This window comes from Comamonas sp. Tr-654, from assembly GCF_011752915.1.
In the GTDB taxonomy this organism is placed as follows: Bacteria; Pseudomonadota; Gammaproteobacteria; order Burkholderiales; family Burkholderiaceae_C; genus Comamonas.
This window is the reverse complement of the sequence record NZ_VWWQ01000009.1, coordinates 90,842-108,749: the sequence shown is the minus strand read 5'-3', so window position 1 is coordinate 108,749 and position 17,908 is coordinate 90,842. Positions and strand designations below refer to the sequence as shown.

Here is a 17,908-nt window from a genome sequence, read left to right as displayed (position 1 = left end):
CACGCCGCAAGGCCCCCGCTACAGCGTTAGCGCAATTTTTCCAGCAGAGCGTAAAAAAAGCCGTCGTGGTCACCCAGGGGATTGTCGGACACGGAATCGTGTTTGGCTGCTTTGCCGGGAATTAAATGGCCCGGAGCAGGCAAGGTGGCCGCCGTAGTGTTGCGTGCAAGAAACGCTTGCATCTGGGCATCGCCCTCGGCCTTGAAGACCGAGCAGGTGCAATAGACCATGCGCCCGCCGGGCTGCAACAGCGGCCACAAGGTGTCCAGCAGCCTGGACTGTATGTCTGCCAGCTGGGCCACATCGCTTTCACGGCGCAGCCAGCGCACATCGGGCTGGCGACGCACAATGCCCGATGCCGTGCAGGGCGCATCGAGCAAGATGGCATCGAAGGGCTGGGCGCCGCATTGCGATTCGAACCAGTCCTTTGGTGCGGACGCATCGGCCACCAGCACCTTGGCCTTCAAACCCAGGCGCGACAGGGTTTCATCGATGCGGCGAGCCCGCTCGGGGTCGATCTCCAGGGCCGTGACTTCGATGCTGCCGGGCGCCGCACGTTCGAGCAGATGGGCGGTCTTGCCACCGGGCGCGGCACAGGCATCCAGCACGCGCAGCGGGCGCCCCTGGGGCTGGGGCAAGCCGGCCAGCAGCAGCGGGGCCGCGGCCTGCGCCGCAGCGTCCTGCACCGAGGCCCAGCCCTCTTCAAAATGCGGCAGCTCCTGCACGGGTACGGCCTGCTCCAGCTGCAGTCCGCACTCGGCGACGGCCGTCGCCTTCAGGTCCATCGCCTGCAGCGCATCCTGATACCGGGCTGCGGTGCTTTTCTGTGCATTCACGCGCAGCGTCATGGGCGGCTGGGCATTGTTGGCCGCCAGAATGGCCTGCCAATCCTGGGGGTGGTCTTTCTTGAGTCGTGCAATCCACCAGGCGGGGTGATTCCAGACGGCCACCGGATCGTTGTCGGTGGCGCTCACCAGCGCATCGCGCTCGCGCAGAAAGCGGCGCAGGCAGGCATTGATGAAGCCGGACTGCGCGCGTGCCGCACCGTTCTTGGCGGCTTCCACGGCCTGGTTGACCAGGGTGAAGGGCGGGTAAGGGGCTTGCGCCTCATCCCAGGCCAGGGCCAGCGCCGTGCTCAGCAGTGCGCTGACCTTGGGCGCGGGAGCCCGCGACACCAGTTGCCTTTGCAGCGCCTGGGCACGCCCCAGATTGCGCAGCACCTGGAACAGCAAGGCCTGCACTCCCGGACGCAAGCGCTGCGGCACCTGTGCCAGCACAGCCTTGCTGGACTGGCCACCCAGGATGCCGTGCAGGGCCTTGGCCACTGCATCCAGCTGTTGCCACAGGGCAGGAGCGTTGGGCACAGCAGCACCAGCCGCGGCGTTCTTGGGTTGGGAAGGCTTGGAAGTCATGAAGAGCAGACCTGAAAAACTTGGAAAACTGACGCAGACAGGAAGGCGCAGCGGGCATGTTCATCGAGAAAACTCCATGCCTGATCCGAACTTGCGCAAATCGTGTCTTGATCAATGAAAAACGCTCCCGTCTGCACAAGGCAGAGCGGGAGCGCGGTGCATCAGCAGCGAACCGCAGCCGTTGCCGGCCGCGGTCCAGTGCCATGCTTAGTCGGCAGAGGCGTCGCCAGCAGGTGCTTCGACGTCATCAGCCAGCACACCGGCCAGCTCGGCTTCTTCGGCTTCGGCAATGGCACGACGCTCGGCATCGTCCATTTCGTCCTTGGCCTTGCGAGCCTGGTGATAAGCCAGACCGGTACCTGCGGGGATCAGACGACCCACGATCACGTTTTCCTTCAGGCCACGCAGCTCGTCGCGCTTGCCCATGATGGCAGCTTCGGTCAGAACACGGGTGGTTTCCTGGAAGGAAGCCGCAGAGATGAACGAGTCGGTCGACAGCGAAGCCTTGGTGATACCCAGCAGCACGTTGGAGTACGTGGCAGGCAGCTTACCTTCCTTCTGCATCTGTTCGTTGGTGTTGAGCACCTCGGAACGCTCGACCTGTTCACCCTGGATGTAGGTGGTATCGCCAGAGTTCTCGATGATCACGCGACGCAGCATCTGACGCACGATCACTTCGATGTGCTTGTCGTTGATCTTCACACCCTGCAGGCGGTAAACGTCCTGCACCTCGTCCACGATGTAGCGCGACAGCTCTTCGATACCCAGCAAACGCAGGATGTCTTGAGGATCGGCAGGACCGTCAACGATGGACTCGCCCTTGTTCACCACCTGGCCTTCGTGGACCAGAATGTTGCGCTCCTTGGGCACCAGTTCTTCCCAGACCTTGCCTTCCAGATCGGTGATCTGCAGGCGGATCTTGCCCTTGGTTTCCTTGCCGAAGGACACAGTACCGGTCATCTCGGCCAGAGTGCCCTTGTCCTTGGGCGTACGGGCTTCGAACAGTTCGGCCACACGGGGCAGACCGCCGGTAATGTCGCGGGTCTTCTGACCTTCCACAGGGATACGGGCCAGCACTTCGCCGGGGCCCACGTCCTGGCCGTCGCGCACCTGAATCAGGGCGCCGACCTGGAAGCCGATCGTCACGGCGTGGTCGGTACCAGGGATCTTGACTTCCTGGTTGTTGGCGTCGATCAGCTTGACCTGGGGACGCACCACCTTGGCGGAGCCACGACGCTTGGGATCGATCACCACCAGAGTGGACAGACCGGTCACTTCGTCGACCTGCTTAGCCACCGTCAGACCTTCTTCCACATTCTCGAAACGCACTTGACCGGCGTATTCGGTAATGATGGGTCGGGTCAGCGGGTCCCAGTTCGCCAGGATCTTGCCGGCCTTGATGGCTTCATCGGGCTTGATGGTCAGCACGGCGCCGTAAGGCACCTTGTGACGCTCGCGCTCGCGGCCGTTTTCGCTGATCACGATCTCGCCGGAACGCGAAATCACCACCAGCTCGCCCTTGGTGTTGGACACATAGCGCATCGTGCTGTTGAAGCCGATCACGCCATTGGACTTGGCTTCCACGCTCGAGGCGATGGCGGCACGCGAAGCGGCACCACCGATGTGGAAGGTACGCATGGTCAGCTGCGTACCGGGTTCACCGATGGACTGGGCAGCGATCACACCCACGGCTTCGCCGAGGTTGATCAGGCCGCCACGACCCAGGTCGCGACCGTAGCAGGTGGCGCACAGGCCGAAACGGGTTTCGCAGGTCAGAGCCGTACGCACCTTGATTTCGTCCACGCCCTGGGCTTCCAGCTCTTCGAGGGTGTCTTCGTTGAGCAGGGTACCGGCAGGCACCAGCACGGCACGGGTTTCGGGGTGCAGCACTTCTTCGGCGGTCGAACGGCCCAGCACGCGGTCGCGCAGGGATTCGATCACTTCACCGCCTTCGACGATGGCGCGCATCAGATAGCCGTTGGAGGTACCGCAATCCTGTTCGTTCACGACCAGATCCTGCGTCACGTCCACCAGACGACGAGTCAGGTAACCGGAGTTAGCCGTCTTCAGCGCCGTATCGGCCAGACCCTTACGAGCACCGTGGGTCGAAATGAAGTACTGCAGCACGTTGAGGCCTTCGCGGAAGTTCGCGGTGATAGGCGTCTCAATGATGGAGCCGTCAGGCTTGGCCATCAGACCACGCATACCGGCCAGCTGACGAATCTGCGCTGCGGAGCCGCGGGCGCCGGAGTCGGCCATCATGTAAATCGCGTTGAACGATTCCTGATCGACTTCGTTGCCGTGACGGTCGGTGGTCTTCTGGACCTTGAGCTGGTCCATCATCACCTTGGACACGTCGTCGCCGGCCTTGCCCCAGATGTCCACCACCTTGTTGTAGCGTTCGCCGGAGGTCACCAGACCCGAGACGTACTGCTGTTCGATTTCCTTCACTTCGGACTCTGCGCGGGCCAGGATGTCGGCCTTTTGCGGAGGCACCAGCATGTCGTCGATGGAGATCGAGATACCAGCGTGCGTGGACAGACGGAAACCGTTTTGCAGCAGCTTGTCGGCAAACACGACCGTGGCCTTCAGACCGCACTTGCGGAAGGAGGCGTTGATCAGCTTGGAGATTTCCTTCTTCTTCAGCGCCTTGTTCATGTTGCTGAAAGCCAGGCCCTTGGGCAGGATTTCAGACAGCAGGGCACGGCCCACGGTGGTTTCCACGAGCGAGGTCACGGGCTCGAATTCGCCGGTTTCCTTGTTCTTGTTCCACTCGGTCAGGCGCACGCTGATCTTGGCGTGCAGTTCGGTCTCGCCAGCATCCAGAGCGCGTTGCAGCTCCATCAGGTCGGCAAACACCATGCCTTCGCCCTTGCCGTTGATCTTTTCACGCGTGGCGTGATACAGACCCAGCACCACGTCCTGGGAAGGAACGATGGAGGGTTCGCCCGAAGCGGGGAACAGCACGTTGTTCGACGCCAGCATCAGCACACGGGCTTCCATCTGCGCTTCCACAGACAGGGGCACGTGAACAGCCATCTGGTCACCGTCGAAGTCGGCGTTGAATGCCGCGCAGACCAGCGGGTGCAGTTGCAGGGCCTTGCCTTCGATCAGGATGGGCTCGAAAGCCTGGATACCCAGACGGTGCAGCGTAGGCGCACGGTTGAGCATGATGGGGTGTTCCTTGATGACTTCTTCAAGGATGTCCCACACCACGGGCGTACCGGCTTCCACTTCCTTCTTGGCAGCCTTGATGGTCGTGGCGATGCCGCGCTGCTCGAGCTGCGCGAAGATGAAGGGCTTGAACAGTTCCAGCGCCATCAGCTTGGGCAGACCGCACTGGTGCAGCTTGAGGTAAGGACCCACGGTAATCACGGAACGACCGGAGTAGTCCACGCGCTTGCCCAGCAAGTTCTGACGGAAACGACCGCTCTTGCCCTTGATCATGTCGGCCAGAGACTTCAGGGCACGCTTGTTGGCGCCCGTCATGGCCTTGCCGCGACGGCCGTTGTCCAGCAGCGAGTCAACCGCTTCTTGCAGCATGCGCTTTTCATTGCGCGCGATGATTTCAGGAGCCTTGAGCTCCAGCAGGCGACGCAGACGCGAGTTGCGGTTGATGACGCGGCGGTACAGGTCGTTCAGGTCGGAAGTGGCGAAACGGCCACCGTCCAGAGGCACCAGAGGACGCAGATCGGGAGGCAGCACGGGCAGCACTTCCATCACCATCCACTCGGGCTTGATACCGGACTTCTTGAACGCTTCCAGCAGCTTCAGGCGCTTGGCGTTCTTCTTGACCTTGACTTCGGAGCCGGTCAGATCGTTGCGCAGGCGCTCGATCTCGACGTCGATGTCGATGCCTTCGAGCAGGTCCTTGATGCCTTCAGCGCCCATCTTGGCGGTGAACTCATCGTAGCCGTACTCGAGTTGCTTGGCGTCGTAGTCGTCCTCGGTCATGATGCTGAACTTCTTCAGCGGAGTCATGCCGGGGTCGGTCACCACATAGGCTTCGAAGTACAGCACGCGCTCGATGTCGCGCAGCGTCATGTCCAGCACCAGGCCCAGGCGCGAAGGCAGGGACTTCAGGAACCAGATATGGGCGCAGGGCGCGGCCAGGTCGATGTGACCCATGCGTTCGCGACGCACCTTGGTCTGTGTGACTTCAACGCCGCACTTCTCGCAGATCACACCGCGGTGCTTGAGGCGCTTGTACTTGCCGCACAGGCATTCGTAGTCCTTGATCGGGCCAAAGATCTTGGCGCAGAACAGACCATCACGCTCGGGCTTGAAAGTACGGTAGTTGATCGTTTCAGGCTTCTTCACTTCACCGAAAGACCAGGAACGGATCTTCTCGGGCGAGGCCAGGCCGATCTTGATGGCATCGAAATGCTCATCAGGCGTAAATTGCTTGAACAGGTCGAGTAGCGATTTCATGTAACTCTTTCCTTTTCGTCAAAAATCATTGCAGCCACCGCTGGATTTGCCTTGGTTTCAGCAACGAACCAAGCGCAAATCCTTTGTTTTAAAGCGGTTGCGGCTCTCTGTTTAATAGTGCTTAAGAACGTTCGAGCTCGATGTCCAAGCCCAGAGAGCGGATTTCCTTGACCAGCACGTTGAACGACTCGGGCATGCCCGCTTCGATCGAGTGCTCGCCCTTGACGATGGACTCGTACACCTTGGTACGACCGACCACGTCGTCGGACTTCACAGTCAGCATTTCCTGCAGCACATAGGCGGCGCCGTAAGCTTCCAGCGCCCACACTTCCATTTCACCGAAACGCTGACCACCGAACTGGGCCTTACCGCCCAGAGGCTGTTGCGTCACCAGCGAGTAAGGACCGGTGGAGCGGGCATGCATCTTGTCGTCGACCAAGTGGTGCAACTTCAGGTAGTGCATATAGCCCACGGTGGTCGGACGCTCGAAGCGCTCGCCGGTGCGGCCGTCATACAGATAAGCCTGAGTGCGTGTCTCGGTCAGACCCTTGGCGGCAGCGATGTCGTCAGGGTAGGCCAGCTTCAGCATGTCCTTGATTTCGGCTTCGGAAGCACCGTCGAACACCGGCGTTGCGAATGGCACGCCCGTGGTCAGCTCCTTGGCCATGGACATGACTTCGCCGTCGTCCAGCTGAGACAGCTCTTCCTTGCGACCGCTGCGGTTGTAGATCTCTTCCAGGAAGGCGCGCACTTCAGCAGCACGGGCTTCCTTTTGCAGCATGTCGCCGATGCGCTGGCCCAGACCCTTGCCGGCCCAGCCCAAGTGCACTTCCAGCACCTGACCGATGTTCATACGCGAAGGCACGCCCAGCGGGTTCAGCACGATGTCGGCGGTGGAGCCATCAGCCAGGAAAGGCATGTCTTCCACAGGAGTGATCTTCGAGACCACGCCCTTGTTACCGTGACGGCCGGCCATCTTGTCACCGGGCTGCAGACGACGCTTGACGGCCAGGTAGACCTTGACCATCTTCAGCACGCCGGCAGGCAGCTCGTCGCCCTGGGTGAGCTTCTTGCGCTTTTCTTCGAACGCCAGGTCGAAGGTGTGACGCTGCTGCTCGATGGAGTTCTTGATGGACTCCAGCTGAGCGGCCACATCGTCTTCGGCAGGACGAATGTCGAACCAGTGGAACTTCTCCACGCCGTCCAGGTAGGCCTTGTCGATCTTGGCGCCCTTGGACAGTTTCTGAGGACCACCGTTGGCCACGCGGCCGGTCAGCAGCTTCTCGATACGGTCGAAAGCGTCGGCTTCCACAATGCGCAACTGGTCGTTCAGGTCCAGGCGGAAGCGCTTGAGTTCATCGTCGATGATCTGCTGGGCGCGCTTGTCGCGCTGGATGCCTTCACGCGTGAACACCTGCACGTCGATCACGGTGCCTTGCGAGCCCTGATCCACACGCAGAGAAGTGTCCTTCACATCGGAAGCCTTCTCGCCGAAGATGGCGCGCAGCAGCTTCTCTTCAGGCGTCAGCGTGGTCTCGCCCTTGGGGGTGACCTTGCCCACCAGCACATCGCCGGGTTGCACTTCGGCGCCCACGTAGATGATGCCGGACTCGTCCAGGCGGTTCAGTTGCTGCTCGGACAGGTTGGGGATGTCGCGTGTGATTTCTTCGGCACCCAGCTTGGTGTCGCGAGCCATCACCACCAGCTCTTCGATGTGGATCGAAGTGTAGCGATCGTCAGCCACGATGCGCTCGTTGATCATCACCGAGTCTTCGTAGTTGTAGCCGTTCCAGGGCATGAACGCGATCAGCATGTTCTGGCCGATGGCGATTTCGCCCAGGTCGGTCGAAGCGCCGTCCGCCAGCACATCACCCTTGGCCAGCTTGTCGCCACGGCTGACGATGGGGCGCTGGTGGATGTTGGTGTTCTGGTTGGAACGCTGATACTTGATCAGGTTGTAGATGTCCACGCCGACTTCACCGGCCACGGCTTCGTCGTCGTTCACACGGATCACGATGCGGGTCGCGTCGACATAGTCCACGATACCGCCGCGCTTGGCGGTGACCACGGTGCCGGAGTCCACGGCGGCAACGCGCTCGATGCCGGTACCGACCATGGGCTTTTCAGGACGCAGCACAGGCACGGCCTGACGCGACATGTTGGCGCCCATCAAGGCACGGTTCGCGTCGTCGTGTTCCAGGAAGGGAATCAGCGAAGCGGCCACGGACACGATCTGCGCAGGCGACACGTCCATGTACTGCACGCGCTCGGCCGACACCAGGGTCGATTCACCGGCTTCACGGGCCGACACCAGCTCGCCCACCAGATTGCCTGCGGCATCCAGATCGGCGTTGGCCTGGGCGATCACGTACTTGCCTTCTTCGATGGCCGACAGGTAGTCGATGTCCATCGTCACCTTGCCGTCCACCACGCGACGGTACGGGGTTTCGATGAAACCGTACTCGTTCAGGCGGGCGTACAGAGCCAGCGAGTTGATCAGACCGATGTTCGGGCCTTCAGGCGTTTCGATAGGGCAGACGCGACCGTAGTGGGTCACGTGCACGTCACGCACTTCAAAGCCGGCACGTTCGCGGGTCAGACCGCCTGGGCCCAGGGCAGAAACACGACGCTTGTGCGTGATTTCTGCCAGAGGGTTGGTCTGGTCCATGAACTGCGACAGCTGCGAGGCACCGAAGAACTCCTTCAGGGCCGCAGAGATGGGCTTGGAGTTGATCAGGTCGTGAGGCATCAGAGGCTCTTGCTCGGCCTGACCCAGACGTTCCTTCACAGCCTTTTCGATACGAGCCAGACCGGTGCGGTACTGGTTTTCGGCCAGTTCGCCCACGCAACGCACACGGCGGTTGCCCAGGTGGTCGATATCGTCGACTTCGCCACGGCCATTGCGCAGGTCCACCAGGATCTTGACCACGGCCAGGATGTCTTCGTTGGACAGCACCATGGGACCGGTCGCGCCTTCGCGGCCGATCTTGGCGTTGAACTTCATACGGCCCACGCGCGACAGATCATAGGTGTCGGCGTTGTAGAACAGGCGCTGGAACAGGGCCTGCACGGCGTCCTCGGTAGGAGGCTCGCCAGGGCGCATCATGCGGTAGATGGCAACGCGGGCAGCGAACTCGTCCACGGTTTCATCGGTGCGCAGGGTCTGCGAGATGTAGGCGCCTTGGTCCAGTTCGTTGGTGTAGATGCACTGAACGTCCTGCACACCGGCGCTGCGCAGCTTCTTGAGCAGGGCTTCGGTCAGTTCTTCGTTGGCCTTGGCGATGATTTCACCGGTGTCGGGATCAACGATGTTCTTGGCCAGCACACGACCCAGCAGGAAGTCTTCAGGCACGCTGACGAACTTGGTGCCGGACTGCTCCAGCTCGCGGGTGTGGCGCGCGGTGATGCGCTTGTCCTTGGCGACCACGACCTTGCCGGACTTGTCGGTGATGTCGAAACGCGCGACTTCGCCCTTCAGGCGATCGGCCACGAATTCCATCTGGGCACCGCTGTCCATCAGGCGGAAGTTGTCGTTCACGAAGAACGTTGCCAGGATGGTCTCGGGCGTCATGCCGATGGCCTTCAGCAGGATCGACACGGGCATCTTGCGGCGACGGTCGACGCGGAAGTACAGCAGGTCCTTGGGGTCGAACTCGAAGTCCAGCCAGGAGCCGCGGTAAGGAATGATGCGAGCCGAGAACAGCAGCTTGCCCGAGCTATGGGTCTTGCCCTTGTCGTGTTCGAAGAACACGCCAGGCGAACGGTGCAGCTGAGACACGATCACGCGCTCGGTACCGTTGATGATGAACGAACCCTTGTCGGTCATCAGGGGCACTTCGCCCATGTAGACCTCTTGTTCCTTCACTTCCTTGAACACCTTGGACTGAGCCGTGGAGGACTCGCGGTCATAGATGATCAGTTGAACCTTGGCGCGGACAGCGGAGGCGAAGGTCAGACCACGGGTCTGGCATTCGCGCACGTCGAAAGCGGGCTTGGCGAGGTTGTACTCGACAAACTTCATCTCCACAAAACCATTGTGGGAGACGATGGGGAAGGCGGAATTGAAGGCCGCTTGCAGGCCATCAATGGTACGTTTTTTGGGGGCTACATCTGCCTGCAGGAATGCTGTATAGGCATCTTTTTGCATCTGCAGCAGATAAGGCACTTCGAGCACGCTATCGCGGCTCCCGAAGCTTTTGCGGATTCGCTTGCGTTCGGTATAAGAATAGGCCATGAGATCTCCGGGCAAAGACATGAGTCCTGGGTCTGCGACGACTGCCCCACAGGGTTCTCCTGCGGGCTTGGCGGTTGGCCACTACCAACCATGGCTGACGGCGATGCGTTGCACATCGCCCGAACCAAGGCATCTTCTGCTGTCGGATTGTCAGAAGACACTAAAAAGCAGACTCCCTAGGAAACCTGCTTTCTGGTGTGTTCTTTCAGCGCGTTCCACAAGCGCCAAAGGCTGGAGACCCTTTTACGAGTCTCCAGCCCTTGATTTCACTGAATTACTTCAGTTCAGCCTTAGCACCGGCTTCAACCAGCTTCTTCACAGCGGCTTCAGCGTCAGCCTTGGGAGCGGCTTCCTTCACGGTCTTGGGAGCGCCGTCGACCAGATCCTTGGCTTCCTTCAGACCCAGGCCGGTGATTTCGCGCACAGCCTTAATCACGGACACCTTGTTGGCGCCAGCTTCGGTCAGCACCACGTTGAATTCGGTCTTTTCTTCAGCAGCAGCAGCGCCACCAGCAGCGCCGCCAGCAGCGGGAGCAGCCATAGCAGCGGCGGACACGCCAAACTTCTCTTCAATAGCCTTGACCAGGTCGTTCAGTTCCAGAACAGTCATGCTGTCCAGGGCGGTCAGGAATGCGTCTTTATCGAATGCCATTTTGATTTCCTAAAATTGGTTGGTTTTGCCGAGCACTCAGGCTGCGGCTGTTTCTGTTGCCGCTTCGGCAGAGCCTTCGCCCTTCTTGGCCGCCAGAGCGCCCAGCACAACGGCTGTACGCGAGATAGGCGACATGAGCAAGCCGCACAGTTGTGCGAGCAGTACTTCCTTGGAGGGGATGTTTGCCAGTTGCTTAACGCCGTCGATGTCCAGGGCCTTGCCTCCGAACGCACCACCGCGAATCACCAACTTGTCGTTGGTCTTCGCGAAGTCGGCCACCACCTTGGCGGCAGCCACTGCGTCTTCAGAGAAGCCATAGATCAGGGGACCAGTCATCTGGTCAGCCACCACGTCAAACGCGCTACCGGCAACAGCACGGCGGGCCAGGGTGTTCTTCAACACGCTCAGGCTCACACCCTTGCTGCGAGCATCGGCACGCAGTTTGGTCATGTCGGCGACCGTGATGCCACGGTATTCCGCGATCACAAGCGTTTGAGCTTTAGCGGCGAGGCTGGTCACTTCGGAAATGACCGCTTCTTTCTCACTGCGATTCAGACTCAAGGTCTACTCCTTCAAATGCATATACAAGGCAAGCCCTGCATACACGCTCTTGTTGCAGCGACCAACTGTTTAGGAAAAATTCCATCTGCAGCGGGATCGCCATCTGCGTTGGCCTTCGTGATTAAGTGATCAAATCACACCAACGGTCTTGGATGACCTGCAGGAGCAACAACTCCCGCAGCCCACCACACCAGATGAGCCAGGCTCATCTGACGATTTCTAGCAATTACGCCGAGATGGATTGTGTATCGACGCGAACGCCCACACCCATGGTCGACGACACCGCCACCTTGCGCAGGTACTGACCCTTGCTGGAAGCAGGCTTGGCCTTGTTCAGCGCATCGATCAGAGCAGCCAGGTTACCCTGCAGCTTGTCGGCGTCGAACGAGCGGCGGCCGATCGTGCCGTGCACGATACCGGCCTTGTCCACGCGGAACTGCACTTGACCAGCCTTGGCGTTCTTCACGGCCGTAGCGACGTCAGGAGTCACGGTGCCAACCTTGGGGTTAGGCATCAGGCCGCGGGGGCCCAGGATCTGGCCCAGCTGCCCCACAACGCGCATAGCGTCGGGAGCAGCGATCACCACGTCGAAGGGCATGTCACCGGCCTTGACTTGAGCAGCCAGGTCGTCCATACCGACCACGTCAGCGCCGGCGGCCTTGGCTTCTTCAGCCTTGGCGCCTTGTGCGAACACAGCCACGCGAGCAGTCTTGCCGGTACCGTGAGGCAGAACCACGGCGCCACGCACCACTTGGTCCGACTTCTTGGCATCCACGCCCAGTTGCACGGCCACGTCGATGGATTCATCGAACTTGGCAGTTGCAGCTTCCTTCACCAGCGCCACGGCGTCAGCGAAAGAGTACAGCTTGTTGGAATCAACCTTGCCCTGGAGAGCTTTTTGCTTCTTGGTCAACTTGGCCATTTACACACCCTCCACGATCACGCCCATCGAACGGGCAGAACCAGCCAGCGTACGCACAGCGGCGTCAACGTCAGCGGCGTTCATGTCCTTCAGCTTGGTCTTAGCGATTTCTTCCAGCTGAGCACGTGTGATCTTGCCGACCTTGTTCTTCAGAGGATTGGAAGAACCCTTGTCCAGCTTCACAGCCTTCTTGATCAGAACGGTTGCGGGAGGGGTCTTGATGACGAACGTGAAGCTCTTGTCAGCAAAAGCCGTGATCACCACGGGCAGAGGCAGGCCGGGCTCGACACCTTGGGTCTGGGCGTTGAACGCCTTGCAGAATTCCATGATGTTGAGGCCGCGCTGACCCAGCGCAGGACCGATGGGAGGAGAAGGATTGGCCTTACCAGCTGGCACTTGCAGCTTGATGAAGCCGACGATTTTTTTCGCCATGTTGAGCTCCTTACGGGTATAGCGCCACTTGCAATGCGTGCAAGCAGCTCCCCGAGGTTGCTGACTCTACAAAAAAGCTTCGCATCGAGTCAAAAAATGCGAAGCCCTAGATTCTATTGCGAATCTCAAGTTTTCTCAACTTGAGCGAATTCCAATTCCACAGGAGTTGCGCGGCCAAAGATGGTGACCGACACACGCAGACGGTTCTTTTCGTAGTTGACTTCTTCCACGGAGCCGTTGAAGTCTGCGAAAGGACCTTCCTTGACACGAACCATTTCGCCCACCATGAACTCGACCTTGTGGCGAGGCTTCTCGGTGCCTTCCTGCATCTGGTCGACGATCTTGCGAACTTCTTCCTCGGAGATGGGAGCAGGACGATTCTTGGCGCCACCAACGAAACCGGTCACCTTGCTGGTGTGCTTCACCAGGTGCCATGTATCGTCATCCATCACCATTTCGACGAACACATAACCGGGGAACAGGCGGCGCTCTGTCGTGCGACGGGTGCCGTTGCGCATTTCCACAACTTCTTCGGAAGGCACCAGGATGCGGCCAAACTTGGACTGCATGTCCGAACGGGCAATACGCTCGGCAATATTGCGCTCGACAGCCTTCTCCATACCCGAATAGGCATGGACGATATACCAGCGCAGATCGGGGTTGGCAGGTCCCGCCGTTCCACCATTCACATCTGTTTCGACTGCATCAGCCATTACTTCCTCCAGCCCAAAATCAAGTCGTACAAGACCCATTCAAGCGTCTTATCGGTGAACCACAAGAACAAGGCCATCACCACCACGAAGGCAAAGACATACAGAGTCATCTGCATGGTTTCCTTGCGCGTGGGCCAGACCACCTTCTTCACCTCACGCCAAGCATCACGGGCAAAGCCAATGAAGCGCTTACCCGGCTCAGAGATCAGAAACACGCCAGCAGCCAGAGCCAGGCCGACAATCAACGTCGCCCACTGCACCAGTGCGCCTTGCTTGCTCAACAGATAAAAGCCAGCAATAGAAGCAACAACTAAAGCCGCAACAGCGGCTATTTTTGCTTTGTCAGCTGCAGAGCTGACTGTTTCAACCTGAGTAGTGGCCATATTTTGTTTCAAATGCACAAAGATGTGCAATTTCAAGACACAAAAGCCCGCCAAAGGCGGGCTCTTGTTGATTCCACCATTAAGAGGTGGCAGGGGCAGTAGGAATCGAACCTACAACCTTCGGTTTTGGAGACCGACGCTCTGCCAATTGAGCTATACCCCTACAAAATCAATTATGCAATGATCGTGGCAACCACACCGGCACCCACAGTACGACCACCTTCGCGGATAGCGAAACGCAGACCTTCTTCCATGGCGATGGGGGCGATCAGCTTCACGGTGATCGACACGTTGTCGCCAGGCATCACCATTTCCTTGCCTTCGGGCAGTTCGATGGAGCCGGTCACGTCAGTGGTACGGAAGTAGAACTGGGGACGGTAGTTGTTGAAGAAGGGAGTGTGGCGACCGCCTTCGTCCTTTGACAGCACGTAAACTTCAGCAGTGAAGTTGGTGTGGGGCTTGATGGAGCCGGGCTTGCACAGCACTTGGCCGCGTTCCACGTCTTCACGCTTGGTGCCGCGCAGCAGCAGACCCACGTTGTCGCCAGCTTGACCTTGGTCCAGCAGCTTGCGGAACATTTCCACGCCAGTGACGGTGGTCTTGACGGTGTCCTTGATACCGACGATTTCGATTTCTTCGCCGACCTTGATGATGCCGCGCTCGATACGGCCAGTCACCACGGTACCGCGACCGGAGATGGAGAACACGTCTTCCACGGGCATCACGAAGGCGCCGTCAACAGCACGCTCGGGAGTGGGGATGTAGGTGTCCAGAGCTTCGGCCAGACGCAGGATAGCGGGTTCACCCTTGTCGGATTGGTCGCCTTCCAGAGCCAGCTTGGCAGAGCCGCGGATGATGGGGGTGTCGTCGCCGGGGAAGTCGTACTTGGACAGCAGCTCGCGCACTTCCATTTCGACCAGTTCCAGCAGTTCTTCGTCGTCCACCATGTCGGCCTTGTTCAGGAACACGATGATGTAGGGCACGCCCACCTGACGCGACAGCAGGATGTGCTCGCGAGTCTGGGGCATGGGGCCGTCAGCAGCGGAGCAAACCAGGATAGCGCCGTCCATCTGAGCGGCACCGGTGATCATGTTCTTCACATAGTCAGCGTGGCCGGGGCAGTCCACGTGAGCGTAGTGGCGGTTGGCAGTTTCGTATTCAACGTGCGAAGTGTTGATCGTGATGCCACGAGCCTTTTCTTCGGGAGCGTTGTCGATCTGCGAGTAGTCCTTGGCTTCACCGCCGAAGTGCTTGGACAGCACGGTAGCGATAGCAGCAGTCAGGGTGGTCTTGCCGTGGTCAACGTGACCGATGGTGCCCACGTTCACGTGGGGCTTGGTGCGCTCGAATTTTTCTTTTGCCATTTTTCCGACTCCGAAAAAATTAATTCACTGCAAGAGGATTTCGGCGCAACCCTATCAAGCGAGCGCACCAGAAAATGGTGCCCATGGCGGGAATCGGACCCGCGACCTCTCCCTTACCAAGGGAGTGCTCTACCACTGAGCCACATGGGCAAAGAAGTTGCAAAAACAACCTCTAAAATCTTTGCTCGCAAACTGGAGCGGGAGACGGGAATCGAACCCGCGTCATTAGCTTGGAAGGCTAGGGTTCTACCATTGAACTACTCCCGCACAGATTTACTACTGCACGTGACTGCTATTTCTAGCAATCGCTCTTCTCAACCATTGCTGGTGGAGGGGACAGGATTCGAACCTGTGTACGCGTTAGCGGGCAGATTTACAGTCTGCTGCCTTTAACCACTCGGCCACCCCTCCAAAGAGACTTGAATTGTAGCATCTATTTTCAGCTTAAAAAGAAATTTCGAAATTTCTTTTTTTCTTACCGAAGATCGATGCTGGCGCGGCTGGCGGGGATCGAACCCACGACCCTTGGCTTCGGAGGCCAATACTCTATCCACTGAGCTACAGCCGCGAATCCGTCAGGCCGCTTGCACGGCCAACAACAATTCAACAGCCGCAATTATTGCACGGCTTTGGACACCAAAATCACAAATTCACCCGAAATCCCAAACCGGACAAGTAGACATCCACCGACATCGAGCCAACCTTGACCAGTGAGAAACTTCCTTCGGTCAACACCCAGCCATGTATGAGTCCGACAAAAAGAGAGTGCAGACCAAGGGCCGCCTCTTCCGGAGATACCGACAACCGCAGGGACTGCCCCTCTGCGGCAGCCGCCAGATCACGCGCAAATTTTTCCCGAGCAAAGCCTGAACTTTCGATATGCTGCAAGCGCACATCGGCAAGTTCGCCCACGTACTCCATCTTGAAGAGCGCTGTTTCAAACACTTTGCGCCGGCGCTCATCCTCATCCAGACTCTCGAACACACACAGGATGGAGTGACGAATACGTTCTAATGGCAACAGGTCGCCGTATCTGTCGTCACAGATTTCTTCGAAAGGCAGGCATATGCGCCCAAGCATGGAAACAAAGACATCCATCTTGTCCTTGAAGTGCCAGTACACAGCCCCGCGTGTAGCCCCCGCACGCTGCGCAATATCGCCCAGAGATGTACGAGACACGCCTTTCTCGAAAAACACCTCCTCGGCCGCATCCAGCAGCTTGGTGCGCGTCTCATCCGCTTCAGCCTTGGTTCTTCGAGCCATCACTCACCTTCTTCCTCACCCGCCAGCGATTGTTCGCCGCGAGAAAAACCTTTTCACAGCCGCTTTACGCAACGTTTTCAATTATACATTTATGCATGTATGTATAATTTCCTTAGCACCGATACGCAGGAAGCCATCTAGGGTTTCCACCCAAACGAGCGCACCCTTGAGGAATGCGCTCTTTTTCGTTTTCACAATGTCAACCGGAAGGACGTTCATGCACCCGATGTATGAAGCACACCAGGCTCCCGACAACCAGTCCAATTCAGCCGCATCCGGCACCCGCTCCATGGTCATCGGCCTGAGCCTGGCTGCTGCACTGGGCCTTGTCGCATGCAGTGACAAAAACGCGGAAGCCCAAAAGGCACAGGCCGCCGCACAGGCACAGCCCCCCGAAGTGGGCGTGGTGACGGTAACCATGCAGAACGTGCCCCTGATCTCCGATCTGCCCGGTCGCCTGGAGCCATCGCGCATTGCCCAGGTGCGTGCCCGCGCGGCCGGCATTGTGCAAAAGCGCCTGTTCCGCGAAGGCTCGGATGTCAAGGCCGGCCAGGTCCTGTTCGAGATTGACAACACCCCCTACAAGGCCAATCTGCAAAGCGCCCAGGCAACCCTGGCACAGGCCGAAGCAAACCTGGCTCAGGCATCTGCCACCGCACGCCGCTACAAGCCGCTGGTGGAGGCCAATGCCATCAGCAAGCAGGAATACGACACCGCCATCGCCAACGAAAAAGCGGCCCTGGCACAGGTTGCCGCAGGCAAGGCGGCAGTCACCAATGCCAACGTCAACCTGGGCTATGCCAGCGTGACGGCCCCCATCTCCGGGCGCATCGGCCGCGCTCTGGTGACGGAAGGTGCACTGGTCGGCCAGGGCGAAGCCACGCAGCTGGCGACCATCCAGCAAGTCAACCCGCTGTATGTGAACCTGACCCAGTCCTCTTCCGACATCATGCGCATGCGTGAAGCACTCAGCTCCGGCAAATTGGCAAAGGTAGGTGAGAACGCTGCGCGCGTCCACGTCTATTTGGACGATGGCAAGGAATACGCACACACCGGCAAGCTGCTGTTCACCGACCTGACCGTGGACCCGACCACCGGCCAGGTCAGCGTGCGCGCGGAACTGCCCAATCCCGATGGACTGCTGCTGCCCGGCACCTATGTGCGTGTGCATCTGGAGCAGGCACAGGTCGAGAACGCCGCGCTGATTCCGCAACAGGCCGTGACCCGCAACGAAAAGGGCAACTTCGTCATGATCGTGGCCGAGGATGGCTCGGTGGCACCGCGTCCGGTTCAGATCAGCCAGTCCAGCGGCAATAACTGGATCGTCACATCCGGCCTGAAGGCCGGAGAAAAAGTCATGGTGGACGGCCTGATCAAAGTGGGCATGGGAGCCAAGAAGGTCAAACCCGTCGAGATCAACAATGCAGCTGCCAGCGCCCCCGCACAACCCTCTGCTGCGGCCCCCGCCGCACCAGCGCAAGAGAAAGTTGCCGCACCAGCCGAAGGTGCTGGCGAAGGCAAGGCAGCCAAGTAACAGGCAC

12 protein-coding genes and 5 tRNA genes are annotated in these 17,908 nt (G+C 59.3%); 1 reads left to right on the top strand and 16 read right to left on the bottom strand.

The features are described from left to right. Positions 1 to 26: 26 nt before the first annotated feature. From rsmB to F3J24_RS22895, 16 genes are all read right to left on the bottom strand, one after another. Complete coding sequence (gene rsmB, locus F3J24_RS22970) at positions 27 to 1,412, bottom strand: 16S rRNA (cytosine(967)-C(5))-methyltransferase RsmB (protein WP_167010946.1); 1,386 nt, start codon at positions 1,410 to 1,412, stop codon at positions 27 to 29. A 207-nt stretch (positions 1,413 to 1,619) separates the two neighbouring features. Beyond that, a complete protein-coding gene (rpoC, locus tag F3J24_RS22965) occupies positions 1,620 to 5,843 on the bottom strand; it encodes a DNA-directed RNA polymerase subunit beta' (protein ID WP_167010944.1) in 4,224 nt (1,407 codons plus the stop codon). 121 nt (positions 5,844 to 5,964) lie between these two features. Next, positions 5,965 to 10,077: a DNA-directed RNA polymerase subunit beta gene (gene rpoB, locus F3J24_RS22960; protein ID WP_167010942.1), complete on the bottom strand. Its 4,113-nt coding sequence runs from the start codon at positions 10,075 to 10,077 to the stop codon at positions 5,965 to 5,967. Positions 10,078 to 10,351: 274 nt separating this feature from the next. Further along, positions 10,352 to 10,729, bottom strand: coding sequence for a 50S ribosomal protein L7/L12 (gene rplL, locus F3J24_RS22955; RefSeq protein WP_003059332.1), 378 nt, complete (start codon positions 10,727 to 10,729; stop codon positions 10,352 to 10,354). A gap of 36 nt (positions 10,730 to 10,765) precedes the next feature. Continuing rightward, a complete protein-coding gene (gene rplJ, locus F3J24_RS22950) occupies positions 10,766 to 11,290 on the bottom strand; it encodes a 50S ribosomal protein L10 (RefSeq protein WP_167010940.1) in 525 nt (174 codons plus the stop codon). 226 nt (positions 11,291 to 11,516) lie between these two features. Continuing rightward, positions 11,517 to 12,212 carry a 50S ribosomal protein L1 gene (gene rplA / locus F3J24_RS22945; RefSeq protein WP_043006654.1) on the bottom strand — a complete coding sequence of 232 codons (696 nt, stop codon included), beginning with the start codon at positions 12,210 to 12,212 and terminating at the stop codon, positions 11,517 to 11,519. Further along, positions 12,213 to 12,644 carry a 50S ribosomal protein L11 gene (gene rplK, locus F3J24_RS22940; protein WP_003059339.1) on the bottom strand — a complete coding sequence of 144 codons (432 nt, stop codon included), beginning with the start codon at positions 12,642 to 12,644 and terminating at the stop codon, positions 12,213 to 12,215. It abuts the gene before it with no gap. 125 nt (positions 12,645 to 12,769) lie between these two features. After that, positions 12,770 to 13,357, bottom strand: a complete 588-nt coding sequence (gene nusG, locus F3J24_RS22935) for a transcription termination/antitermination protein NusG (protein WP_167010938.1) — start codon at positions 13,355 to 13,357, stop codon at positions 12,770 to 12,772. Then, positions 13,357 to 13,740 carry a preprotein translocase subunit SecE gene (secE, locus tag F3J24_RS22930; protein WP_003059341.1) on the bottom strand — a complete coding sequence of 128 codons (384 nt, stop codon included), beginning with the start codon at positions 13,738 to 13,740 and terminating at the stop codon, positions 13,357 to 13,359. The genes nusG and secE overlap by 1 nt, the downstream gene beginning before the upstream one ends. A gap of 87 nt (positions 13,741 to 13,827) precedes the next feature. Beyond that, positions 13,828 to 13,903: transfer RNA gene (locus tag F3J24_RS22925), tRNA-Trp, on the bottom strand. Positions 13,904 to 13,913: 10 nt separating this feature from the next. Then, positions 13,914 to 15,104: an elongation factor Tu gene (gene tuf / locus F3J24_RS22920; protein ID WP_167010895.1), complete on the bottom strand. Its 1,191-nt coding sequence runs from the start codon at positions 15,102 to 15,104 to the stop codon at positions 13,914 to 13,916. Positions 15,105 to 15,179: 75 nt separating this feature from the next. Next, positions 15,180 to 15,254: transfer RNA gene (locus F3J24_RS22915), tRNA-Thr, on the bottom strand. A gap of 43 nt (positions 15,255 to 15,297) precedes the next feature. Next, a tRNA-Gly gene (locus F3J24_RS22910) sits at positions 15,298 to 15,371 on the bottom strand. Between the two features lie 58 nt (positions 15,372 to 15,429). Then, positions 15,430 to 15,515, bottom strand: a tRNA-Tyr gene (locus F3J24_RS22905). 81 nt (positions 15,516 to 15,596) lie between these two features. Beyond that, positions 15,597 to 15,672: transfer RNA gene (locus F3J24_RS22900), tRNA-Arg, on the bottom strand. A 74-nt stretch (positions 15,673 to 15,746) separates the two neighbouring features. Next, positions 15,747 to 16,367, bottom strand: a complete 621-nt coding sequence (locus tag F3J24_RS22895) for a TetR family transcriptional regulator (RefSeq protein ID WP_003059343.1) — start codon at positions 16,365 to 16,367, stop codon at positions 15,747 to 15,749. A 226-nt stretch (positions 16,368 to 16,593) separates the two neighbouring features. On the opposite strand from F3J24_RS22895, the gene F3J24_RS22890 reads away from it, so the two are divergent. Next, the gene (locus F3J24_RS22890) at positions 16,594 to 17,901 is read left to right on the top strand and encodes an efflux RND transporter periplasmic adaptor subunit (protein WP_205244939.1); all 1,308 of its coding nucleotides are present in this window, start codon (positions 16,594 to 16,596) and stop codon (positions 17,899 to 17,901) included. The last annotated feature ends 7 nt before the right edge of the window (positions 17,902 to 17,908 follow it).